The sequence below is a fragment of the Streptomyces sp. NPDC087422 genome (assembly GCF_044744145.1).
Taxonomy (GTDB): Bacteria; Actinomycetota; Actinomycetes; order Streptomycetales; family Streptomycetaceae; genus Actinacidiphila.
The window spans coordinates 689,526-714,033 of the sequence record NZ_JBIUXT010000002.1 but is presented as its reverse complement, the minus strand read 5'-3'; the positions used below and the strand labels follow the sequence as shown (position 1 = coordinate 714,033).

Genomic DNA, 24,508 nt, shown 5'->3' with positions numbered 1-24,508 from the left:
GATGCATGGTTGGCGAGGAGCGGTGGGGATCGACGTGAGCGATCCCCACCGCGACGTGGGCATTTGACAAGAGCATCCCCCGAGGCTGGAGAGAGGAACCGTGTGAGCGGGATCGAGTACGAGGCGGACAGGATCATCACTGAGATCGTCGCGCAGCACGACGGCTACGAGACCGAAGCGGCGCGTGCCAAGTTCCGAGACGATATGAGAATCAAGCTCTCGGACGTCATCGAATGGCGCAGGAGGGTGGACGAGATCGCCTCGAAGACGATCCGTCCCACGCCCAAGGCTCCCCCCGGCCGCCCGTTGTCACCGATCGGTAGCGGCTCGGAGACTGCCCGTCGCGCGCGCCGCGGGCGTAGTCGGCCTCCACGCGGTCCGCGTTCCGCCGAGTGACCGACAGGAGCCGCTGGGCGCGATGCGTCGTCATCCTCGTCCTCGTCTGCTCGGAGTAGGCGGGGGACCGGGTCGGCCGGTCCCCCGCCGCAAGCCATAAGCACTCGTGTGCTCCGCGGGCCGCCGGCGTAGCCCTCTGCTCGCCTGGGTGGTCCGCTCCTCCTGCAAAGTGGTCCTCGCCCAGAAACCTGGTACTTCGACATGCAACCCACCGGATCCTCCATCTCCCCTGTCATCGCTACCGTGTTGCGTCAGTCGGCAGTCGTGCTGGAGACCTACCGAGTTGACCCGGGGTTGGTCCAGGAGCACGCGAACGGAGAGCGCCGCATCACCCAAGGCGGCTACGGTGATCGCCAGTTGTTCGAACTCGTGCAGAACGCTGCGGATGAGATCGCGGCGAAGCCCGGCGGCAGACTTCAGGTCGTCCTGAACGACGAGTACCTCTACTGCGCGAACGAGGGTTCGCCGGTCACCCCGGAGGGTGCGGAGACCATCCTTCGGATGGGCGTCTCGCGCAAGCGCGGTGGACAGATCGGCCGCTTCGGGGTCGGCGTCAAGTCCGTCCTTTCGGTGAGCGACGCGCCGCAGTTCTTCAGCAGTAGTGGGAGCTTCGGGTTCGACCGGTCCTGGTCGGCCGGTGAGATCGCCCAAGTACTCAATGGGAGAGGCGAGTCGGACGGGAACATGCCCGTCCTACGGATGGCCCGGCCACTCGACATGGAGAAGGAGCGTGCCGACGACCCAGTGCTGGACGACCTTCTGCGCTGGGCCACGACGGTCGTCCGCCTGCCGTTGCTGCCTGGTGCGGCTGAGCGTCTGGGTCACGACATCACCGGTCACCGGCGACGCGACGGCCAAGGAATCGATCCGTTCCCGGCCCACTTCCAACTCTTCTCCTCGCACGTCGGGAAAGTTCTGTTGATCGACCATCGACCGATGCCCCCGGTCCGCCGCGACATCTCGGTGGAGCGGAACGGAATCCACCGAACCCTGAAGGAGGTGGCGCGCGGTGCGAAGTCGACGGTCGAGCGGTGGAAGGTCTACTCCGTCGCGCATACTCCCAGTGCTGATGTCCTCGACAGCGCCGGCGAACTCCATGACCGCCCGGAACTCGACATCTCGTGGGCGTTGCCGGGGTACACGGTCCGCGAAGAGGGACTGCGTACCGTACCGACCGGCAAGGGACAATTCTGGGCATTCTTCCCGACCAAGTACGAGGTGTCGCTCAGCGGCATCCTCAATGCGCCCTGGAAGACGAACGAGGACCGCCAACACCTCCTCGACGGCAACGCGTTCAATCTTGAGTTGCTCCGTGCGGCGGCCGAGTTGGTCGTCGACACGATCCCGGAACTGGTGCCGGCCGAGGACCCGGCCGCCTATCTCCCGCTGCTCCCCGGTCGTACCAAAGAGGATCTGAACTGGGCCGACGACTACCTTCTGCGCCAGGTCTGGGCGCTGACCGCGCAACGCCCGTCCCTGCCCGATCAGAACGGCGAGTTGCAGCTTCCCCAGGATCTGCTCATCACTCCGCAGGGCCTGGACAAGAAGTGGCTCCGAATCTGGTCCGCGTATCCGGGTCGACCCGTCAACTGGATCCACCCCTCGGTCGACGCCGCCGACACCACTCTGCGGCGCGGCAAGATGAACCACATCATCGAAGCGGCGGGCGTGCGACCGCAGAGCGTGCGAACTTGGCTGGAGGCGTTGGTCGCCGACGGCACGCCGGAAGCATCCCGGCACGCGATCGAGATCCTCGCGTTGATGGTGCTCAAGGAGCAGGCGGGACGTCATCGGGTGGATCCCGAGATGATGACGGAGGCCCGCAAGGCCAAGATCGTCCTCACCGAAGATCACGGCATGGTGGCCCCGGTCGCCGGCGAGATCTTCCACCGTACTTCGGACGACGCTCTGCGGGACGACATGGTCTACGTCGACCGCCGGATCTCCGAGCGTCCGGAGATGGCACGACACCTGCTGACCATCGGCATCCGTGTCGCGGACGCGCAGGGCCGTTTCGAGGGTGTGCTCGACCAAGGCTTCGAAAACTATGACAGCCAGGCTTGGACGACTTTCTGGATCCTCCTGCGGAGCGCAGGCGGGAATGCCCAAGTTGAGCCGATCCGCCGCAGATTCCATGATCCGTTGGACATCCTGCACGTCCGGACGCTCGACGGTCGCTTCCGTCGGATGCGCGACTGCCTCCTCCCGGGCCCGGTCGTGCCGGCCGACGGCAGTCGCGACGCCTCCATCGCGGTGGACCTCGACTTCCACGGCAGCGACAAGGCGCTTTTCCGTGACCTCGGGCTCTTCGACCGCCCGACGCCAGGGCATCGCCCAGAAGTCGAGACGTGGTTCAAGGACTACCAGGAGGCCGTCCACAACAGCCATCTGCGTGGTCTTCCCGCGAACGCGCCGAGACCGAGCATGAGTCGCCTGGTCGTGGAAGGCGGTGCCACTGCCGGCCCGCTACGTCTGCTGCGGACGCTCTCGGAGGAGGGATGTGCCGCGTTCGTCTCGGCGCTCCCCGAGAACGGCATCGTGCAGAACTGGAACAGCCAGTACGGAGCTCAAACGTCCACGCGCAAAGCGATTGTGTCTCCCCTACGTTGGATGATCGGCAAGTACGGTCTGGTACGGACGTCTCTCGGACTCACCCGCGTCTCCGAGGCCGTCGGACCTCAGCTCAAGGAGTACGCCTCGGTTCTGCCAGTGGCCGACATCGGCCCAGAGGTCGCGCGTGGCCTCATGCTCCCGACCGCGCCCGACGACGTACCCATTGCGCGCTGGGGCAAGCTGCTCGACCGGGTCCTGGAGAGCGAGGACGATGCTTTCGTCGGTCGCGCCTACGCCCTCCTGCTTCGTGTCGGGTTCGAATTTCCCGACGGCGTGGCCACGCGATGTCGGGTGGGCGAGGCATGGGAGTGCCGGCCCGATGCCGAGATTGCGGTCGCCACGAATGAGACGGAGTACAAGGAGCTGATCCGCGAACAGCTGCCGGCGCTTCTCGTCTCTGACAAGTCGGACGCGGCCACGGCGAAGGACATGGTCGAGGAATGGGGAATGCTGAAGGTCGGCGACGTGATCAGCAAGGAGATCCGTCGAATCAAGAGCGGTCCCCAAGTTCCCTTGCTCGATGAGTTCCCCACGGTCCGTGCACGGGTAGGCGCCCCCGCCGGCAACATCCGCATTCAGCGCTGCTCGGAACTGGAACAGGTCGTGCGTACCCCGATGGGGACTACCGCCCTGCCGTTGAAGGCGGCACGCAAGGGAAACACCCTGAACGTGCTCGACTCCCTCGACCGCCCGCAGGTGCTGGCCGCTGCCGATCGGGAATTCAAGTGGGAGTTCGGCGTGGCGGGATGCCGCCAGGCACTCGAACTGCAGGAGAGACAAGAGCAGGATCAGCAGCTGCAGGCTCGGCTGCGCGCGGTGCGGGAGAGCGAGAGCATCATCGACAAGATCGCCCTCCTGATCGGTGCCGAAGCGCTCCGGCTGGGGCTCCCCCCCGGTCTCATGGAGAGCGAGTTGAATGAGCGGGGGGCCGAGCCGGACGCACGCCGTATAGCGGAGATGGCATTTAATGCGCACGACGACGGAATTCTCCGCGAGCACACACGTGACCTGACGCTGGCGTTCCCGAGCCGTGCCCCCACCTCCTTCAACGGCAACGACAAGGCTCGCCAATTCGTCACGAATCTGGGTTTCCCCGACTCTTTCGCAGGTTCGCGGGTTCCCGCCCTCGAGGCCAGGTTGGAAGTGGACGGTCCCTCGGAGTTCCCGTCCCTTCACGCCTACCAGGAGCAACTGGCCCAGGCAGTGTTCGCCGTGCTGGACAATCCCGTGCCACAGCGCGGAATGCTGAGCCTGCCAACGGGTGCAGGAAAGACCCGGATCACGGCCGAAGGCGTGATCCGGTGGATCCGGGACAACGCCGAACTTCCTGGGCCCGTACTGTGGATTGCCCAGACCGAGGAGCTGTGCGAACAAGCGGTGCAGAGCTGGAAGTTTGTATGGTCGAAGGTCGGGCCCGAGCTTCCGTTGGTCATCAGCCGACTCTGGTCGGGGAACTCGGCGACACCGGTCGACGACCGTGCACAACTGGTGGTGGCGACCGATGCGAAGCTCGACGAGTGCCTGGCGACCGCCGACTACAGGTGGCTTTGCGAAAGGGCGGCACTTGTCGTGGTCGACGAGGCGCACACGGCGATCTCGCCGCGCTATACGCGGTTGCTCGAACTCCTTGGGCTGACCCATCAGCGCACCAGCCGCCATCTCGTCGGACTGACCGCGACGCCGTACCGAAACGACGAGGAGCTGACCCGCCGACTGGTTCAACGGTTCGGACACCGCCTGGACACCGGCGTGTTCGACGGTGATCTGTCCGACGCCATCAAGCAGCTCCAGGGCTTGGGCGTCCTGGCTCAGGTACAGCACAGCGAACTTACCGGCGGCACAATCTCCCTCAATGCCGACGAGCTGAAGCGGTCGGAGACCTTCTCCACCCTCCCCAAGGGGGCTGAGCAACGTCTTGCAGACGACCACGACCGGAATCAGCGCATCATCGACAGGATTACGGAGATGCCGTCGGACTGGCCGGTCCTGGTCTTCGCCACCTCGGTCGCCCACGCCAAATTCCTCGCTGCGAAACTCGGCGATCGGGGCGTGAACGCTACGGCGATCGACGCGAACACCCCGATCGCCGAGCGCCGCCACCGCATCGACGCCTTCCGCAAGGGCAAGATCCAGGTGATCACGAACTACAACGTGCTCACCCAGGGATTCGACGCTCCGGCGACGCGTGCCGTCGTCGTCGCCCGCCCGACCTACAGCCCCAACGTCTACCAGCAGATGATCGGTCGCGGGCTGCGGGGCCCGAAGAACGGTGGCAAGGACACCTGCCTCATCCTCAATGTCCGCGACAACATCACGAACTACGGAGAAAAACTCGCCTTCACCGAGTTCGAGTACCTGTGGGAGGAGCAGCAGTGACGTCCCCACTCAGCGACGATCACGCCCTGACCGCAGAACAACAGGCCGTCGTGAATCAGCCCTGGGACGCCCGCGTGCTGGTCACGGCGGGCGCAGGCACCGGGAAAACATACACGCTCGTGCGCCGGCTCGACGTGCTCATGGGGCGCGAGGAGTTGGAAGCCGCCGAGATCCTGGTGCTCAGCTTCTCCCGTGCAGCGGTCCGGGAGCTGACCGATCGGATTGCGCGCCACGCGACGGGGGCCCGACGAGTGCGGGCCCAGACGTTCGACGCATGGGCGTCCGGACTGCTCAGGCGCGCGTTCCCCGACACGGACTGGAGCGCTTCCACATTCGACCAGCGCATTGCGGCAGCCACGGACGCAATAGAACAGGGAGCTGTCGAGGTCGGCGAACCCGGCGTTCCGGCACACGTGGTCATCGACGAGGTCCAGGACCTCGTCGGCGTCCGCCGGGAGATGGTCGAGACCCTTCTCGATCGATTCCAGGAGAACTGCGGTTTCACCGTGGTCGGTGACTCGGCGCAGGGTGTGTACGGGTTTCAGGTGTCCGACCCGGAGCAGCGCGCCGCAGAGACGGATCGCTTTCTGGACTGGGTACGTATCAGTTTCGGCGAGGATTTGGTCGAGCTGCACCTCACTCGCAACTTCCGCGCCCGATCCGAGTCGGTCCGCTTTGCGCTTCCGTTCGGTGCGGACTTGCAGCGGCTTCCGCGCGACCAGGCCGAAGCGGCGAAGGAAGCGGAGCGTATTCACGGTGACTTGAGGTCACTGCTCATGTCCGCGTCGATCTTCGGCAGCCTGGACACGGAGTTCGTTCAGGCCGCACTGCGCGACTACCCCGGTGTCACCGCGATCCTGTGCAGGGACAACGGCCAGGCGCTGACTCTATCCGGCCGTCTCGCAGATGTTGGGGTTCCGCACACCTTGCAACGCTCCGCGTACGATCGCTCGGCTCCGGTATGGATCGCGGAACTCCTTGCGGCGACCTTCGCTCCCACGCTCAACTTCGAGCGCTTTTCGGAGCTTTCGGATGGTATCGCCCTACCGGACGGGGCTACTCCCGATTCGCTGTGGCGGTCCGCGCGCAAGGTCGCGCGAGGCGGGCGTGGCACGATCGACGTGCCGGCACTGCACCGCGCCCTCGCCGAAGGTCGGCTTCCGGACGAGCTGACCGTGACGGGCCCCTCGTCGCTCATCATCTCGACCGTGCATCGTGCGAAAGGGCTGGAGTTCGACCGTGTGCTGGTCGTGGAACCCCGCGTACTCAAAGAACCACGACGGGTCGACAAGAAGAGGTACGACTACGATCCGGTGGCAGAAGCACGCCTTCTCTACGTGGCTCTGACCCGAGCCCGTGACGATCTGCACGTCATCGACGCACCCGTCACCTGGCAGGTACGGAAGGACAGGCGTCTGGACCGTTGGTACCTCGGCGGGAGGAGCACATGGGCCAGGAATGGCATGGAGATCCTCGGCGACGACGTGTCGCATGAGCAGCCGCCTGGAGCGGAAGACGTCAACGAGGACTGCGCGCATCTCCAGATGCATCTGCGGGCGGACGTCTTTCCAGGCTGTCCGGCCGAGCTGGTGCTGCTCCACGGGATCCCTGTCGCCGCCGACCAGTCGCCGCCCTACGCAGTGATGGCCGCGGGGCGACGGATCGGTGTCGTGTCCGAGCGGTTCCGCACCGACCTGTGTCGCTTGCTGTATCGCGGGTCTCAGGGCCGGGCCGAGAATTGGCCACCACTGATCACGGGAGTACGGATCGACTGCGTCGAGAGTGTGGCGGGAAGCGGCGCAGCGAGCGGGCGCGCGGGTATCGGGGACCGAGGTGTCTGGCTCGCTCCTCGCCTGAATGGGCTGGGACGTTTCCAGTGGTACCCCCCCGACACCGCCGAGCCGGTCGGACCGGAAGAGGTGAAGACGTGACGAAGACTGGCCACCAGGCGCATTACGGGATGCGTGACTCTCTCCTCGACGCGCTACGCAGGGATCTTCTGGGCCCGGTTAGTGGCGCCGACGAGATCCTCAAGGACGACGCACCCATCACCATGTACCCGGTCGGAGTCCTGTTCCCCCGTCCGCGACCCCAGGACGGGCCCGTCGAGCCAGCGGATCTGGAGGCCGTGAGAGACGGGCTGGATGCTGCACCGCTCACCGCAGGAGGAGAACGTGACGAACCGTCCGGGGACCTGGGCCTGGCTCTGGCCAACGTGCGAATGCCCTCGTCGATCGGGCTGACCTTCGCGGTGGATCCGGCTGTTTGCCCACAGGTACGGTTCGATGTCCAAGCAGCCGTCTACACACCGGAGGACGCCGAGGGGCAACCTGTCGCGGCCAGACGGACCGAGGCGCGCAGCACCGAGGCACAGCGGGAGCAATGGCGCCGTATACCGCTCCGGATCGATCCAGTCGTCGTGGACGTCACCGCTCCCCTCACCCACGATCCACACGTCCTCCACCCCGGCCTCGAACTGCGGGTGCTTGTGCGTCACGTGTCAGGGCCCGGCCGAACCGTGACGGTGACAGCCACTGTGGTCAACAGCCTTGAAGTAGGTCGATACGACCTGCGTGACGCGCACTGCTTCTACCAACCGGTACTGGAAGTCACCGCCGCCGACAATGACTGCGCTGCCTTCGTCGAGCGGCCGGCGATGCTTGGCGCCGTGGACTCCGAGCAGGCGTTGAGCCGCATGATTCACCATCATGCACCGAGCTTTGCCACCGGACATGGGTGCGCCGCCCACTGGGACTGGACGCCGCCCTCAGTCGGGCTCGCGACCAGATCCCGATCAGCCGTCAAGTCGATCAGGACCGAGTTCGTGCCGTCCCACGAGGTGCTGTTGACCGACTCGAATCCGGAGATCGATGACAGCGCCCTCACCATGCAAAGTCTGGGTACCGCTTCCGCCGAGGACACCGTGGCCGCACTGCGCCGGATGCTGGCGGGCTACGAGGGTTGGATCGACGCCAGGACCGAGGAGACCCGGCACTTGGGTGGTACGGACTACGAGGCGCCCGCGGTTGAGCAGATTGCCCGCTGCCGTCGGGCACTGCGACGAATGCACCGAGGCCTTGACCTGTTGGCGGACCGCGACAGGCCCGAGAACCTGCGGGCCTTCCAACTCGCCAACCTTGCAATGGCCGAACAACGCGCACGCTCCTCCTGGATCAAGAGCGGTAAGCCGGGTCTCCTTGATCTCGGCGGCGGTAGATGGCGCCCGTTTCAGGTCGCCTTCATTCTTCTCTGCCTTGGCGGCATCGTCGATCCAGAGTCCGAAGACCGGTATGTGGCCGATCTGCTCTGGTTCCCCACGGGTGGCGGCAAGACAGAGGCATACCTTGGGCTGATCGCGTTCACCACCTTCCTGCGCAGGCTGCGCGACGGCGCGACTGGAGGGGGAGTGACCGTGCTCATGCGCTATACGCTCAGACTCCTGACTCTCCAGCAGTTCGAGCGGGCCGCCACACTGATCTGCTCGATGGAACTGCTGAGGGCACGTGATCCCTCGTCGCTGGGAGAGGAGGAGGTGTCCATCGGAATGTGGGTCGGCCGATCGTCAACGCCCAATACCCTTAAAGTCGCGGCCCAGAAGCTCGGCGAGCTGCGGACGAACCCACTGAAGCCGATCCAGACGGACAACCCGGTGCAGCTCCGCAGCTGCCCGTGGTGCGGAGAGCCACTTTCTCCCCACAATTATTCAGTCGACCAGGACGACACGCGCATGACCATCAAATGCCCGGCCGTCGACTGCGACTTCGCCTCAGGCTCCGGCCTTCCCATTCACTTGGTGGATGAAGCGGTGTACTGGGCACGCCCGACCCTGGTGATCGCCACGGTCGACAAATTCGCCGCCATGCCCTGGAGACCTGCGTCCGCAGCACTGTTCAACCGTGACCGGGAGGACGGCACTCGGCCTCCCGAACTTGTCGTCCAGGACGAACTCCATCTGATCTCCGGACCGTTGGGCACGCTGACCGGTCTGTACGAGACCGCCGTGGACACCCTCGCGTGCCGGCCGAAGGTCGTCGCGTCGACCGCGACCATCCGCCGCGCTCACGAGCAAGGCTCTCGGCTGTTCGCGCGGACGGTCGAGCAATTCCCCCCAGCGGGGTTGGACTCGCGCGACTCCTGGTTCGCCGTGGAGACGCCGAGGGACCGCAAGGCCGCCCGCCGATACGTCGGTCTGTTGACTTCTAGCACCAGCCAGTCGACCCTCCTCATCCGTGTCTACGCCGTACTGCTCCACCGAGCGCTGACCTACCAGGCACCGGACGAGGTCAAGGACGCCTACTGGACCCTGGTCGGCTACTTCAACAGTCTCCGGCTGTTGTCGGCCGCGGAATTGCAAGTGCTCGACGACGTCCAGGATCGTCTCGACTACTTGTCAGTCCGCGACGGGGTCCCGGCACGCCGTATCGACGGACTCACGGAGCTGAGCAGCCGAGCGAACGCCGGCGACATCTCCCGACGCCTCAAAGACGTGGAACGGCGGCTGCCCGAGACGGACGTCCTCGACGTGCTGCTCGCCACCAACATGATCTCGGTCGGCGTGGACGTAGACAGACTCGGATTGATGGCAGTCATGGGCCAACCCCAGACGACCGCCGAATACATCCAGGCCACCAGCCGCGTCGGTCGTCAGCATCCCGGGTTGGTCGCCGTGATGCTCAACTCAACCCGCTCGAGAGACCGTTCGCACTACGAGTCCTTCCAGCACTACCACTCGGCCCTGTACCGCGAGGTGGAGTCCACCAGCGTCACACCTTTCTCCGCCGGAGCTCGGGACCGCGGACTTCACGCCGTGATCGTCGCACTGGCGAGGCTGATGCTGTCTGCCGCACGCCCCAATGAGGCCGCCGCACGGATCGAGGACTTCGTGGACGATCTGAACGAGATCGTCCGGCCTGCGGTACTGGACCGGGTGGCGCAGGTCGAGAAGTCCGAACTGGGCGCAACAACGAACGCCTTCGACGAATTCGTCACCTGGTGGCGGGAAGAGGCCGATGTACACCCCCGGCTTGTCTACGAAGCGCCTCGCGCCGGCAGAGCCCCGGCGCTGCTGAACGGCTATGAGAATGTATCCGGGAACTCGGCCGGTTGGCCGACCCTTTGGAGCCTTCGCGATGTCGACGCCTCGTCCAGCTTCTTCGAGGAGCGATAAGCCGTGCCCCCAGTACCGCCACGCGTGCGCCGACGAGCAGGCGGCTCCGCCCCGATCCGTGCCGCACGTCGACTCGGCGAGGTCCGACGCGCCCAACTGATCACCACCTACGGCGTAGGCGCCATGATCGCAGTCGAGAACGAGTCGTTCCTCGTGCGAGGCATCGACTCGTGGGACATCTCCAAAGCCCCCTTCGTACGGGAGCCCCGCCTGGCGAACCACTTGCACGTCAAGGGGTTCCGACTTCCCCCGGCCCTCGATGCGGACGAGGCGACCGATGGCGTACGTGCGATCCGTTTCCCGACCATGTACTCCTGTCCTCAATGCCGGACGCTACAGCCGTTTCGCAAATTCAACTCCCGTGCTGGGAAAGCGGAATGCGTTGTCTGCCAGGAAGACCTCGTGCCGTCGCGCTTCGTGATGGCCTGCGTGCATGGCCATCTGGAGGACTTCCCCTACTGGAAGTGGGTGCACCGCGGTAAGCAACGTACCGAACCCGGTCTGTGCGGAGGGGAATTGCGGTTCCGCGCCGATGGTTCGACTGCGTCGCTGCGCGCCGTCCTGATCAGCTGCACTTGTGGAGCCGGAGAAGTCTCCATGGAGGGTTCCTTCAGACGGCAAGCGCTCAAGGACCTCGGTATTCGCTGCGGTGGTCGCCGCCCCTGGCTGAAGGACGCCAAGCCCGTGAACTGTGAGGAGCAACCCCGGACGCTTCAGCGAGGCTCGTCGTCCGTCTGGTTCCCCGTGATGCACTCGGCGCTGTCGATCCCACCATGGAGCGAACCGCTCGCGAAACTCGTCGCACCCTTGTACGAGAAGCTGAAGAGGGAGAGCGACGAAGGCATTCGTGCTTACCTTCGCATTGAAGGCGTGCTCAGACATCATCCGGGAAATACTCCCGACGATGTCATTGGCCACATAGAAAAATTGCGGCAGTTGGAGAGTGCTGCCGTCGATCCCGCGATCCCCTCGGTGTCGGGGGAGGCGCGCACTCAACTCTATCGGGACGAGTACGACCGCCTTGGCAGAGCCCATGCGGAGTGCGACGATGTCCAGAGTCAGGACTTCGTCTGCGAATTCCCCGAGGGCGCCGTCGAACCGCTTACCGGCTCACACGGGATCGAACAGGTGATGCTGGTCAAGCGACTCCGCGAAGTGCGCGCGCTCCAGGGGTTCACTCGAGTCGAGGAGCCGCGTCAAGAGGCGGTCACCGACGTCCGCCGAGCCGAGATCGCGCTGGACAAACCCGCCTGGCTGCCCGCGTTCGAAGTCATTGGTGAAGGTGTCTTCCTGCGTCTCGACGGTGATCGGCTGCGGTCGTGGGAACAGCAGCCGGGACCGATCGCACGAGCCCAGCGGATCAGGGCGAACCACGAAAGGCTTCTGCACGAACGGGCCGGTACTGCTGGATCCGCCGTACCGGCATCCCCCGCCACCCCACGCTTCCTGCTGATTCACGCGCTTGCACACGTACTGATCAACGAGTGGAGTCTGGACGGCGGTTACCCGGCATCCGCCCTGCGCGAGCGGCTCTACGTGGACAAAGACATGGCCGGTGTCCTCCTTTACACCGCAACCAGCGACTCTGCGGGCAGTCTCGGCGGCATCGTGGCCCAGGGCGAACCGGAGCGACTCGTGAAAACCCTGCACGCAGCACTCCAACGGGCGAGTTGGTGCTCCAACGACCCGCTCTGCATGGAATCCGAGGCCAGCGGCGTCGACAGTCTCAACCTGGCCGCCTGCCACGCATGTCTTCTACTGCCCGAGACCAGCTGCGAGAACAACAACATCCTGCTCGACCGCGCTGCGCTCGTCGGCACACAGGACGGCGGTGTCCCCGGCTTCTTCTGATCACGATCCGTTTGAGGGCTGCCACCGTAGTCTTGCCGGACCGGAGCATCCAACGACGAGACGAGATCCTACGGCGCCGATACAAGAGACGGCGTGTGTTTCACCACACGGCGCTGGGCCCGCGGAGGTAGGGCCGGAATTGCCCGATCCCTGGGCTGCGCCAGGAGCAACGGCGCGAGGTGTTCTGCGATGGCACGGGCCAGACCCACGGGAACAGCGTTACCGATCTGCCGGGCGATCTCGTTCCGGGACCCGCACCATCGATAGTCCTCAGGGAAACTCTGCAGAAGAGCCGCCTCCAGGTGCGTGATGGGGCGGTCCAGCCAAGGATGGAGGTAGCGCCCCTTCTCCGGCTTGAAGAACTCGGTACGGATCGTCACTGACGGCTTGTCTCGGAACAGGCGTCCCATGACGTCGGTGGACCCGGTCCTGTGCTTCTTCCAGCAGGGAGAGAGCAAGTGTTCAGGGATGTCGAACCGATTCCCGCGTTCCGGGATCGTGGCGTAGCGCTCCTTCGAACGTGCGGTGATTCCGCTGCGTTGGAGGTGCAGTTCGTCCATCCGGAACGGACCCTCGATGAGAGCGCCGTTGATCTCGTTCCGGCGATTCGCCATCGTCGAATCGAGTTTCTTCAGGACGAGATGTGAAATGGTCCCCCACACCGTTGACGGAGTACGTACGGTGGGGTCCGGGATCAGGAGAGCCTGCTGTTCGAGTTCCGACAGATCATCGATACGCCGTTGCGATCCAGGTGCGACGACCAGATCTTTCCGTGCTCCGACGAGGATGATCCTCTTACGATGCTGCGGCACGCCGTGGTCAGCGGCGCTGACCACGGCGTCACGGATGATGTAATCCTCGAGGAGACCTCCCGGACGTGTTTCGTCGACGAGCAGAACGAACTCGGGTGCTTTCCGGAAGGCGTCGACGTTCTCCATCACGAATACCTTGGGCTTCACCCAAGCGACCACATCCAGATAGTGACGCCACAACTGGTTGCGCTTGTCGAGCGGATCCCTGCTGCCCAGTCGGGAGAATCCTTGACAAGGAGGGCCGCCGAGGACGACGTCCGCCGTAGCGATGGCCTGCTTGCGACGCACCCAGTCGGCGATGTCTCCGTTGTGGACGTGAGGTCCGAAGTTCGCCGCGTACGTCGCCGCAGCAGCACGGTCGATCTCCACGGCTGCGACGGGAGTGAAGACTGGGCTGCCCTTGTGCCTGGCGTCGACAAATCCCTTGGTCAACCCACCGCAACCTGCGAAGAGGTCGATCATGCGGAACCGATCCGATGCAGATTGGACACCACTAGCGGGTGCACCAAAACCGCTGGTCAAGCGTGGGTCTTCGGCCATGGACGAACTGTAGCCGGCTACGATCACCTGAGACAACACTCACCATCACTGTACTGCTCTGGGCCGCCGTTCCGCGGGCCCGGATTCCGAACCACCCGGTCCGACAGGTCAGTTGGGAAGGCAACCAGCATGGCCGCCGTGAGCGCGTCGCCTATGAGGTCCCGGTCAAGTGCCGCACGCGCACACACCCATGTTGCCCATTCGGCTACGCGGCGAAATTGAGCACGAAGTTCATCCGAAGGGCGAATCGTCATCTCTCTCAGCCATGACGTCCGCGGGCCTTCTCGACCACTTCGGCAACATGTTCTGCCACGGCCAGCGGATCCTCGTGTTCCCAGAAGCGCAGTACGGTCCAGCCTTCGCCGGACAACTGCGAAGTGGTCTCGAGGTCGCGTTCCATGTTGCGGTCGAGCTTCTCCCGCCACCATTCGGCGTTGGACTTCGGCCGCGTGGCGTGTGCCGGACAGCCGTGCCAGAAGCAGCCGTCAAGGAAGACGGCAATTTTTGGTCCGGGGAATACGATGTCGATCGTGCGCCGCCGAAGGCCAGGGACGGGGCGATGCAGCCGGTACCGGTATCCGGCCGCGTGCAGGAGCCGCCGTACGGCCACTTCCGGCGTGGTGTCTCGACTGGCTTGACGCCTCATCCGGGCCGAGACGCTGGGTGAGGAAGGCTTCACGGGCACAGGATCATACGGCGGATACGGCGTTGAGCTTGCCCATTCATGGGCTGAATCCTACTCGTCTGAAACGGAGTTCAGCTCGCGGCTACTGGCACAGATCCGTGGTGGGGAGAGACCCAGCCGTGCGGAGGCCAGGGCGACGCGGTGGGCGCGAGGTGCGGAGATTAACGGTGCTTGCCGGGTCCGGGGGCGCCCCACGTGCCGGGTGCCTGCGCGTGCCATCCGCCGGGCGCACCCCACTGGCCGGGCGCCTGGCCGTCCCACGGCCGGGGACCCCACATCGGGGCCTGGCGCGGATGCGGGAAGGGCGCCGTCCAGGCGGCGGGCGGGAGGTGCGGCGTCGCGGCCTGGGCGAGCGGGATTCGCACCAGGGACTTGCGCTGCCAGAGGTGATGGAGGAGTTCGGCTTCGCGCGCGGTGAAGTCCGGCGCGGGCATGCCGCGGGTGGCCGCCGCGCGCAGGAAGGCGAGGTGCGTGGCGAAGGCGGTGTAGTCGCGTACCGCGCGCGCCCCGCTCTCGCCGTAGTAGCGGCGCGCGGTGTCGCGGGCCTGGCTGCGGGCCTTCATCGAGGCCAGGGCGGTCGGCTCGGGCAGCGTCAGCCAGCCGGCGGCGGCGTAGACGGGGAGGTTGGTGCGGATGGTGCGCAACTCGCGGGCGCGGGCCCAGAAGGCGAGCCAGACGACGAGGCCGAAGACCGGGATCATGACGGCCACGTAGACGGTCAGGAAGCCGACGGGCGAGAGCATCGAGGAGCTGTTCCACAGGCCGTGCAGCACCATCGCGAGCAGCCAGCCGCCGAGCGGCGCGAGCCAGCGCCACACACTGCGCGGGCGGCTGGTGGCGGCGATGGCGAAACCGATGCCGGTCATCGCCGTGAAGAGCGGGTGCGCGAAGGGCGTCATCAGGACGCGGACGAAGAAGGTCGCGGCGGTCGCCGAGTCGAGTACGGAGGAGCCGAGCGCCTTGTCCTCGCCGAAGGCCGAGCCGATGTACAGGATGTTCTCGGTGAAGGCGAAGCCGGTCGCGGCCAGCCCCGCCAGCACGATGCCGTCCACGACGGACTCGATGTGACGGCGCCGGAAGAGGAAGAGCAGCAGGAGCGCGGCGCCCTTCGCCGTCTCCTCCACCAGCGGCGCGACGAAGGTCGCACCCCAGTGGTCGGTCTGCGTCGGAGTCGCGGAGAAGGTCGTGGCGATCAGCTTGGCGCCGTACTCGTTGGCGAACAGCGCGACGAGGGTCGCCGCGCACGCGCCCCAGGAGAAGGCGAAGACCACGTTCTGCCAGGGGCTCGGCGCCACGTGGTCGAGCCACAGGAACGCCCAGACCAGCAGCGGCACCGGCAGGACGGCCAGCACCAGGCCGACCAGGAAGCTCTCGGTGCCTATGTGCTGGCGCACGACCGCGAGGATGATCACACCGCAGACGGCCAGCGCCGTGAACAGCGCGCCCGTACGGACCGCCCGGCTCTCCCAGAACGGACGGCGGGGCGCGTACTGCCAGGTCTCGGGAGCGGGCGCGGGCGCGAATCCGGGCGGCGGCCCGGCGGGTGCGGCCTCCGACGCGACGGGACCGGATACGGCGGGACCGGATACGTCGACACCGGATACGTCGGGACCGGATACGTCGGAACTCGATCCGGCGGAACCTGATCCGTCGAAGCCCGATCCGCCGGTCCCGGACTGCAGTCCCGGCGCGGCGGACCCGGGCGGCGGCCCCGACGCGGGCAGGGCGGCGGCCTCCTGAGGACCCGCGGCCCCGGCAGCCGGGTGCGAAAACATGGACACCCGTCGACAGTACGGGGGCCGGGCGGCCGTACGCGAGGGTGCGTCGGCATCGGTTCGCGCAGGTGACCGCCGCTGCCCGGCCCGAACGGGCGGGTCAGGGGCGGTTCCGGCGGCGGCTCAGGGACCGGGCCAGGGACGTGGCCAGGGGCAGGCCAGGAGACGGTTCCCGGAGCGCGCGCCGGTCGCGTACGCCGGACGTCCCCGCGCCCGTACGCCGGTCGCGCCCCGCGCCCGTACGCCCGTCGCGCCCCACCCGCCTACGCAGGACACCCCCCGCCGCCTCCCTCAGATACGGGTGAACAGCAGGTCGCGTACGACGTGCCCCTTCGCCAGCCCCTGCCGCTCGAACTTCGTCATCGGCCGGAAGTCCGGCCGGGGGGCGAAACCTTCCGCCGGGTACCGGTTCGCCAGCCCCGGCTCCGCCGCCAGCACCTCCAGCATCTGCTCGGCGTACGGCTCCCAGTCCGTCGCGCAGTGCACGACCGCGCCGGGCCGCAGCAGCGGCAGCACCATGGCCAGGAAGTCCGGCTGGATCAGCCGCCGCTTGTGGTGCTTGGCCTTCGGCCAGGGGTCGGGGAAGTACACGCGCAGGCCCGCGAGCGAGGCGGGCGGCAGCATGTCCCGCAGCAGGACGACGGCGTCGCCGTTGGCCACCCGGACGTTCGTCAGGCCGAGGCGGTCGGCGAGCGCCAGCAGATTCCCCTGGCCGGGGGTGTGCACATCGACGGCCAGGATGCCGGTCGCCGGGTCCGCCGCCGCCATCGCGGCGGTCGCGTCCCCCATCCCGAAGCCGATCTCCAGCACAACGGGCAGCTCGGGGTCGCCGAAGAGCGCGCCCGGATCCAGCGGCGCGCCGTCCAGCTCCACCCCCCACGCCTCCCAGTGCCGCTCGATCGCCGCGGCCTGCGCCTGCGTGATCCGCCCCCGCCGGGCATGGAACGACCTGATCCGGTGCTCCTCCCGCGACCCCGCCGGATCGGGCGCGGGCCCGCTGGGAAAGCGCTGCTGCTTGCCGACGCCGGAGACGGCCTTTCCGGCGTCGGCTTCCGTGACGGATACGGCGTCGGCTTCCGCTACGGCTACGGCTACGGCATCGGTCTCGCGTACGGCGGGCGCGCTCGTACGCGTGGCGGGGGGAGTGGGTGACGTGGACACAATGCCGTCGATTCTACGGGGCGCCCGCGGCCCCCCGGCGCGGCTGCCAGCGGCGTACGGGCTCACGTACCGGTGCGCGGACGCGCCGCGTAAGGCCAGGTCCGGGGCCGTACGGCGGCCGGGGGCGCAGGCGCGAACCGTGAACGCCGTCCGGCGGGGCTACGCGGCGCGCAGGGCCTCCAGGGCCCGGCGGGCGACCTCGCGGCCGATCGGGAGCGAGGCGGTGGCGGCGGGGGAGGGGGCGTTGAGGACGTGGACGAAGGGGGCGGTCCCGGCGAAGAGGAAGTCGTCGACGAGGGTCCCGTCGGGGAGTACGGCCTGGGCGCGGACTCCGGCGGGGGCCGGGACGAGGTCGCCGGGGCGCAGCGCGGGCAGCAGGCGGCGGGCGTCGGCGGTGAAGGCGCGCTTGGACAGCGAGCGGTGGATCTCGCCCGCCTCCTGGCGCCAGTGGCGGCGGGCGATCCGCCAGGTGCCGGGGAAGCGGGCGGTCGCGGCGAGGTCGCGCAGTCCCACGGTGCCGCGCCGGTAGCCCTCGCGGGCGAGCGCGGGCACCGCGTTCGGACCGAGGTGGACGCCGCCGTGCACATCACGGGTCAGGTGGACGCCGAGGAAGGGGAAGTCCGGGTCGGGCACCGGGTAGACAAGACCGCGCACCAGCCCGCGGCGGACCGGGATCAGCTCGTAGAACTCGCCGCGGAAGGGCACGATCCGCATGCCCGGGTCGTCCCCGGCCAGCTCCGCGATCCGGTCGCTGTGCAGCCCCGCGCAGTTGACCAGCACTTTCGTACGGATCTCGGGGCGCGGGCGGCCCTCGGCGTCGCTGCTGCGGACGGCGACCAGGCCGTCGGCGCGGCGCTCGATCGTACGGACCCGCTCGCCGTAGCGGACCCGGCAGCCCGCGTCCCCGGCCAGCCGGGCCAGGGTGGCGGCGACCTCGCGGAAGTCGCAGATGCCGGTGGTGGCGACGTGGATGGCGGCCAGCCCCGCGACCTTCGGCTCGTACTCGGCGATCTGGGCCGGGCCCAACTCCCTTACCGGGATGCCGTGTTCGCGGCCCCGCTGGACCAGGGCGTGCAGCCGCGGGAGTTCGGCCTGGGCGGTGGCGACGATGAGCTTGCCGGTGGTCTCGTGCGGGATGCCGTGCTCGGCGCAGAATTTGCCGATCTCGGCCGAACCCGCCAGCGCGTACTGGGCTTTGAGGGAGCCGGGGCGGTAGTAGATGCCGCTGTGGATCACTCCGCTGTTGCGGCCGGTCTGGTGGCGCGCGGGGCCCGGTTCCTTCTCCAGGACGGTGACGCGGATGCCGGGGGAGGCGCGGGTGAGCGCGTAGGCGGTGGAGAGGCCGATGATGCCCGCGCCCACGACAAGGACATCCTCCGGGCGGGAGTCGGGTGCGGTGCTGCGGGTCATGACGCCTCCTGCCTGTGGGGCCCTCATAGCCCGGCGGCCCGCTCCTCAAACGCCGTACCGGCCGGAAACCGCCGGACGGCCCGGAATTCGCTGCTGGCGCATCCGCGCCGCCGCTACGCCCGTGCTGCCGGCCTTCCCACGCTGCTGGCGCATCCGCGCCGCCGGTCCGCCCGCCCGCGCCGCCGGTCCGCCCGCCCGCGCCGCCGGTCCGCCCGCCCGCGCCGCCGGTCCGCCCGCCCGCGCCGCCGGTCCGCCCGCCCGCGCCTGCCGGCCCGCCCGGCTGAATCGTTTACGCCGGGGCCGCGAGCAAGGGCCTGGCCCGCTCCCGCAGCTCCAGCACCCGCGGCTCGTCGTTGTACGGCTCCAGGCGGTGCAGCAGGTCGCGGACGTACTCCGTGGTGCGGGCCGAGGAGATGCGGCCCGCGACCTCGACGGCCTTGGTGCCCGCGGCGCACGCGGCGTCCAGGTTCCCGGACTCCAGTTCGGCGACGGCGGAGACGACCAGGCGCAGGCCGTGGGAGCGGACGAACTCCTCGGTGGGCCGGGCGAGGGCCTGCTCGGTGAAGCGCTGCACCTGGCGCGGGACGCGCAGGTCGCGGTAGCACTCGGCGGCGTCGGCGGCGAGCCGGTCGTAGGAGTAGAAGCCGAGCCACTGCGGGTCGGCGTCGCCCTCGCGGGAGCGTTCGAGTAACGCCTCCGCGGCGGCCAGCGAGGCCCCGCAGGCGGCGGCCTCGCCCGCCTTGGCGTGCGCGCGGGCCTCCACGAGGTGGAAGAAGCTCATCGTGCGGGCGGTCGCCAGACCGCGGTTGCGCTCCAGCGCGGCCTGGGCGAGGTCGACGCCCTCGTCGGAGAAGTTGCGGTACGTGGCCTGGAGCGACATCGAGGCGAGCACGTAACCGCCGAGCGGTACGTCGGCGGCGGCGCGGGCCATCCGCAGCGCCTGGATGTAATACCGCTGGGCGGCCTCCTGTTGGCCGGTGTCGAAGGCCATCCACCCGGCGAGGCGGGTGAGTTCGGCGGTCGCGCCGAACAGCGCGCGGCCCACGTCGTCGCTGTAGGAACCGAGCAGCAGGGGCGCCGCCTCGACCCGCAGGCACTCCGGGACCATGCCCGAACGCCAGTCGCCGCCACCGTACTTGGAGTCCCAGCGGCGGGCGTCCTCGGCGGCTTCGCGGAGCTTGGTCACGTCGTTGTGACCGACGTGGTTCATGCCCGGCGCGGGCGCGTCGCGGGCCACGGTGGCGTCCGCGGGGGTGATCAACCAGCGCGACGCGGGGGTCACGTAAGCGCTCACTGCGAAAGATCCGGCCAAGCTCTGCCAGATGCCGGTGCCGCCGGGTCCGCGCCGTCCGGCGAGATCCAACCGCCACAGATCGGTGGCCGATTTCACCGCCTCGCCGACATCGCGCGGGAAGGCGAGACCGACCTCGGGCGCCGGGTCCGCGTCGGCCAGACCGATCTCGTGCAGCGGCACGGGACGGCCGAGCTTGGCGCCTATCGCCGCCGCGATCAGATGCGGCGCGGCGCCCTGCGGGACCATGCCCTTGGCCACCCACCGGGCGACCGACGTCTTGTCATAACGCAGGGTCAGGCCGCGTTGGGCGCCCAAGTCGTTGACCCTGCGGGCCAGTCCGGCGTTGCTGATGCCCGCCAGAGCGAGAAGGGTGCCGAGCTTCTCGTTCGGCCCGCGGTGTTCTCTGTTCACTGCGGTTCACCTCGTGATGCCGCTGGGGGGCAGGCCGGCCGGCCTGGTCTTGTCGTGGGGTACGGGGGTCACCCTCCCCTGGAGCCCGATTCAGCCACCGCGGTGACCGCTCGGCGGCCGGTGCGGCGCATGCGCCGGACACCCGAGCCGCGCGTACGTGTGCGAACCGGGTACACCCAGCGTAGTTCGCCGCATCCCGACCGTTAAGAGTCTCGTCCCGGATGGCGAGATTCCTGCCCCTTACTCGCCACCTCATTGGACCGTGCTCCCGGTATATGTGGCCGTGCGCCCGGCCGTGCGCTCTGTGCCGTCCGGGACGGCGGCGCTTGCATAGGGTCCGTGGGTCGGCCCGCGGCCCCGGCAGGCGGCTATGGCGGTGGTACGGCGGGCCAGGGGGTTCCGTTGCCACAATCCCCGCGGGCGGCGGACCGGCCCGGGAGGTGCGTCAGCGCCCTCCCGGGCCGTGGACCTCCCCTTGCGCCGAAGCCTCCCCGCGACGGCGCGCCCGCGCCCGGCCCCGCCCTCGCCGCCCGGCGTCCGCGGGAGGTGCTCCACCAGCGGTCCACGCCTGCTCCACACCTTCTCCACGGCTCTCACCACTGTCTCCTTCACCACATTCACCGCCCCCGCCCGCGCCGGAACGTGCCCTTAATGTCCCGCATGCCGACCTCGAACGGTCCTCAACCGGTCCCTGGTCGCGTACGTGGCTTTCCGGCATATCAACTCCGGCATGTGCCGCAGACTTTGGCGCGAATCAGACGTTTCGGCTGATGCGTGTTTCACACTCGCCTCGCGGCTGCCCTCAGCGCGCGACCCGGCGCTCCTTGGTGCACCCATGCGCCGCTTTGCGCGCCTTCACGTGGCAGCATGGTCTTTCGGACGTCAGACGTGGCAGCGAAGCGGTAGAGCAGTGGGGCGGCGGCAGAGCGGCCCCCCGCGTACCGGCTGTCCACAGCCTGTGGAGGCGGCGATGCGGTGGTTGGTGGGGTGGAGCAGTGCCACCGCGGGTCCCGTTCCCGGCAGCAGGACCCGTACGCTCCTGCCCGTCGGTGCCCAACTCCTGTGGTCGGAACCGGATCCGCTGTGGGCCGTCGGTGACTGGCGGCCCGACGAGGTCCGTGTCGTCCAGGCCGATCCGGGCGGCGGCGCCGCGTACGCCTTCGGCGGCGGCAAAGGTGCGGCGTACGGCTCCGCGGGCGCGGCCTACGGGGACGGTTACGGCGACACGTACGGCGGGGCGGGTGCCGCGTACGGCGACGGCGGCGCGTACCGCAACGGCGCCCGGGGCGGCGGCGGTTCGAACGGCTCCCACAGCAACGGCTCCCATGGCAACGGGCACGGCGGGGGCGCCCCGCACACCGTCGCCCGGCTCGCCGTACTCGGCCGATGCGGCGCCAGCGACGCCGAGTTGCGGCTCGGCCTGGTCGCCGCCCGCGGCGGCGCGCTGCGCCATCTGACGGCCTGGTCGGGCAGTTACACCGCCGTACTCCAACTCGGCCGCCGCATCACCGTGTTGGGCGACCTCGCCGGGGCCAGGCCGGTCTTCCACACCCGTTGGGCGGGCGGTACGGCGTACGCGACCGCCGCCCTCCCGCTCGCCGACCTCATCGAGGCCGGGCTCGACGTCACCCACCTCGCCGCGCTCCTCGCCTGCCCCGACTCGCCCGAAGCGCTCGGCGACGGCACCCCGTACCTCGGCGTCCGCCGCGTCCCGCCCGGCCACGCGCTCATCCTGCGCGACGGGGCCCCGGAGATCAGCGGCTACGAACAGACCGCCTCGCTGGCCGTCGGCCACCAGCCCACCAACAACGCCGACGCCACCGCGGCCGTCGAGGGCATACGGGACGCGCTCGTCGACGCCGTACGCGCCAGGCTCTCCCAGGCCCGCTTCGTACCCGACCCCGGGGACGGGCCCGCGCCCGGCATCGGCGCCGACCTCTCCGGCGGCAGCGCCTCCGCCACGCTCGCGCTGCTCGCCGCCGGGCTGCCCGGCAACCCCGGCATGCTGCCCGGCGCGCCCGGCTCCCTCGCGGGCGAGCGGCTGCTGGCCGTCACCTTCAACGACCTCGCGGGCGGCGGACCTCCGGGGTCCTCCGGCGGGGAGCCCTCGGGCGGCGGACTCCACTCCAGGGAAGCGCAGTTGGAGCGGGCGCGGATCATGGGCGCCGACCCGCGGCTGCGGCACGTCGTCGTCCCCGGCGGCCCCGAGGCGCTGCCGTACGCCGACCTCGGCGGCGGCGCGCTCACCGACGAGCCCGCCCCCTCTCTCGTCGACGCCGAACGCAACCGCCGGCGGCTCGCCGCGGGCGGCGCCGACCACCTCATCGGATACGGCGCCCGGCAGGTCCTCGACGCGCATCCCGCGCGGCTCGCCGACCTCCTGATGGACCGGCGCCGCCGCCACCTCGTACGGCCGGTGGCCGCGCTCACCCGCGCCGACGGGGCCCTCGGGCACCCGGCGCTCGTGCCCTTCACCGTGCCGATCACCGTCTACCGCGCCGCCCGGCGGCTCGCCCGCACCCCGTATCAACAGGGTGTGGAGGACGCGGCGGCGCGGCTCCAGCGGCATGAGTTCGGCTCCGCCGGCAGTGGGCCGCTGGCCGCGTCCCTCGCCGCGATGACCTGGGTACGGCCGGGGCCCGCCGCCCGCTGGCTCACCGGGGAGGCGCTGGCCGAGGTGTCGGTACGCCTCCAGGACGCCGCGCGGCGGCCGTGGCCGATGGACCGGCCGGGGGAGCGGCGCGCCCGCGCCGTGCTGGCGCGTACCGCCGCGGATTTCCGCGCCTTCGAGCAGGCCGCGGCGGTGCCCAGCCAGCGGCTGCACGCGCCCTTCCTCGACAACCAGGTCGTCCGGGCCTGCCGGGCGCTGCCCGGCGCCCTTCGCGTACGGCCCGGCGCCCGGGCCGACGTCCTGCGCGACGTCCTCGAAGGCGCCGGGGTCCGTGACCTGCCGCCGGGGTGGGGCGCCAACTCCCACTCCACCGCTGCCGCGGCGGCCCGCACGGGGTTGCGCTTGGCGCTGGACGACCTTCTGGACCTTTTTGACGCGCCGCTGCTTGCCGATGCCGGGCTCATCGACGCTCGCGTGGTGCGCTCCGCGCTGGTCGCTGTCGCGGACGGGGGTGGGGTGCCGGCGGATCTCGACGGGTTGGGCGACCTTGTCGCCACTGAGGTCTGGCTGCGGCGGCTGCTTGCGCGGCGGGGGTCGTGCTGGACCGATCCCGCCACTCCCACTGATCCCCGCGCCCTCTCCTCCGGCGTCCAGCGCCTCTCTCTCTGACCTCGCCTTCTCCTTTTCCCGCCCGCCCACCCGTGCGGGTGTTTTCTTCGTCTGCGGGTGCCGCCTGTGCCTGGGTCGGTGCCGGTCCGGGGCACCTCCTCGAAATGCGGCTACCTGGTCCCGCGTATCCGGTGCCGTTCTTGTCACCGCATTTCTGCGGGGGCACCCCGGCCCGTCCCCTCCCGGTACGTCGGCGTCCGCCCGCCGGTGGGGGTTGCCGGGGAGGTTAGGGGGTCTTTTCGGCGTGCCGCCCTGCGCCGGTGGCCCCTCCCGGTGGGGGGCCCTTCCCCAAGCGCCCCACGACGCCCCTGCGCCCACCCCACTCCGACACCCCTCACCCCTTAGGTCCCGCACCTCCCCCCACCAGGCTGGAGGGGGTGGTGTGAGGCCCCCTTTCGCCCACCCGGCTGGGCGGTCGGGCGATGCAGGTCCCGCACCTCACCCACTCACCCCCTTCCGCCGCCCCGCCGGAGGGGGTGGCGTGAGGGGCCCGACTCCACCCACCCCCTTCCGCCCGCCCCGCCGGGAGGTCGGGGGGCGCAGGGGTCGGGCTCCCACCCACCCCCTGCCCGGCCACCCCAATGGACCGTCTTGCGTACAGGTCCGGCACCCCACCCACCCCCCTTTGCCCACCCACCCCCTCCTCCCGCCCGGCTGGACGGTCGGTCGCGCAGGGCCCGGCCCCCCACCCACCCCTTCCCTCCTCAGCTACAGCGGACAGGCGGGTGCCGGCGGAC

General features: G+C 69.0%; 12 protein-coding genes. 6 read left to right on the top strand and 6 right to left on the bottom strand.

The genetic code is table 11. The features are described 5' to 3' along the window. The first annotated feature begins 102 nt into the window (after nucleotides 1-102). The 5 genes from ACIO6U_RS08920 (at nucleotide 103) to drmB (ending at nucleotide 12,403) form a co-directional block, all read left to right on the top strand. Nucleotides 103-396: a hypothetical protein gene (locus ACIO6U_RS08920; protein WP_401716827.1), complete on the top strand. Its 294-nt coding sequence runs from the start codon at nucleotides 103-105 to the stop codon at nucleotides 394-396. 201 nt (nucleotides 397-597) lie between these two features. After that, entirely contained in the window at nucleotides 598-5,385 is a 4,788-nt protein-coding gene (locus tag ACIO6U_RS08915) for a DEAD/DEAH box helicase (RefSeq protein WP_401716825.1), read from the top strand. Next, nucleotides 5,382-7,316, top strand: a complete 1,935-nt coding sequence (locus tag ACIO6U_RS08910) for a UvrD-helicase domain-containing protein (protein WP_401716822.1) — start codon at nucleotides 5,382-5,384, stop codon at nucleotides 7,314-7,316. The genes ACIO6U_RS08915 and ACIO6U_RS08910 overlap by 4 nt, the downstream gene beginning before the upstream one ends. A 29-nt stretch (nucleotides 7,317-7,345) precedes the next feature. Further along, nucleotides 7,346-10,552, top strand: a complete 3,207-nt coding sequence (locus tag ACIO6U_RS08905; RefSeq protein WP_401717177.1) for a helicase-related protein — start codon at nucleotides 7,346-7,348, stop codon at nucleotides 10,550-10,552. A 3-nt stretch (nucleotides 10,553-10,555) separates the two neighbouring features. Beyond that, on the top strand, nucleotides 10,556-12,403 hold the full coding sequence (gene drmB, locus ACIO6U_RS08900) for a DrmB family protein (protein WP_401716820.1): 1,848 nt from the start codon (nucleotides 10,556-10,558) through the stop codon (nucleotides 12,401-12,403). Between the two features lie 68 nt (nucleotides 12,404-12,471). Here the strand turns inward: drmB and ACIO6U_RS08895 are convergent, their stop codons facing one another. The 6 genes from ACIO6U_RS08895 to ACIO6U_RS08870 form a co-directional block, all read right to left on the bottom strand. Continuing rightward, entirely contained in the window at nucleotides 12,472-13,755 is a 1,284-nt protein-coding gene (locus ACIO6U_RS08895) for a DNA cytosine methyltransferase (RefSeq protein WP_401716817.1), read from the bottom strand. A 259-nt stretch (nucleotides 13,756-14,014) separates the two neighbouring features. Continuing rightward, nucleotides 14,015-14,401 carry a very short patch repair endonuclease gene (locus tag ACIO6U_RS08890; protein WP_401717174.1) on the bottom strand — a complete coding sequence of 129 codons (387 nt, stop codon included), beginning with the start codon at nucleotides 14,399-14,401 and terminating at the stop codon, nucleotides 14,015-14,017. A gap of 200 nt (nucleotides 14,402-14,601) precedes the next feature. Then, nucleotides 14,602-16,215: a PrsW family intramembrane metalloprotease gene (locus ACIO6U_RS08885; protein WP_401717171.1), complete on the bottom strand. Its 1,614-nt coding sequence runs from the start codon at nucleotides 16,213-16,215 to the stop codon at nucleotides 14,602-14,604. Between the two features lie 291 nt (nucleotides 16,216-16,506). Next, complete coding sequence (gene trmB, locus ACIO6U_RS08880) at nucleotides 16,507-17,376, bottom strand: tRNA (guanosine(46)-N7)-methyltransferase TrmB (RefSeq protein WP_401716815.1); 870 nt, start codon at nucleotides 17,374-17,376, stop codon at nucleotides 16,507-16,509. A gap of 159 nt (nucleotides 17,377-17,535) precedes the next feature. Next, the gene (gene lhgO / locus ACIO6U_RS08875; protein WP_401716812.1) at nucleotides 17,536-18,786 is read right to left on the bottom strand and encodes an L-2-hydroxyglutarate oxidase; all 1,251 of its coding nucleotides are present in this window, start codon (nucleotides 18,784-18,786) and stop codon (nucleotides 17,536-17,538) included. Nucleotides 18,787-19,075: 289 nt separating this feature from the next. Continuing rightward, entirely contained in the window at nucleotides 19,076-20,491 is a 1,416-nt protein-coding gene (locus tag ACIO6U_RS08870; protein WP_188283634.1) for an MFS transporter, read from the bottom strand. A 970-nt stretch (nucleotides 20,492-21,461) separates the two neighbouring features. Between ACIO6U_RS08870 and ACIO6U_RS08865 the strand changes: the two genes are divergently transcribed. Beyond that, complete coding sequence (locus tag ACIO6U_RS08865) at nucleotides 21,462-23,771, top strand: asparagine synthase-related protein (RefSeq protein WP_401716809.1); 2,310 nt, start codon at nucleotides 21,462-21,464, stop codon at nucleotides 23,769-23,771. The last annotated feature ends 737 nt before the right edge of the window (nucleotides 23,772-24,508 follow it).

Bases quoted from the DNA above. Each gene is read 5' to 3' on its own strand.
- ACIO6U_RS08895 (WP_401716817.1), bottom strand. From the start codon at position 13,755: ATGGCCGAAGACCCACGCTTGACCAGCGGTTTTGGTGCACCCGCTAGT.
- ACIO6U_RS08915 (WP_401716825.1), top strand. From the start codon at position 598: ATGCAACCCACCGGATCCTCCATCTCCCCTGTCATCGCTACCGTGTTG.
- ACIO6U_RS08905 (WP_401717177.1), top strand. From the start codon at position 7,346: ATGCGTGACTCTCTCCTCGACGCGCTACGCAGGGATCTTCTGGGCCCG.
- ACIO6U_RS08865 (WP_401716809.1), top strand. From the start codon at position 21,462: ATGCGGTGGTTGGTGGGGTGGAGCAGTGCCACCGCGGGTCCCGTTCCC.
- ACIO6U_RS08890 (WP_401717174.1), bottom strand. From the start codon at position 14,401: ATGAGGCGTCAAGCCAGTCGAGACACCACGCCGGAAGTGGCCGTACGG.
- lhgO (WP_401716812.1), bottom strand. From the start codon at position 18,786: ATGACCCGCAGCACCGCACCCGACTCCCGCCCGGAGGATGTCCTTGTC.
- ACIO6U_RS08885 (WP_401717171.1), bottom strand. From the start codon at position 16,215: ATGTTTTCGCACCCGGCTGCCGGGGCCGCGGGTCCTCAGGAGGCCGCC.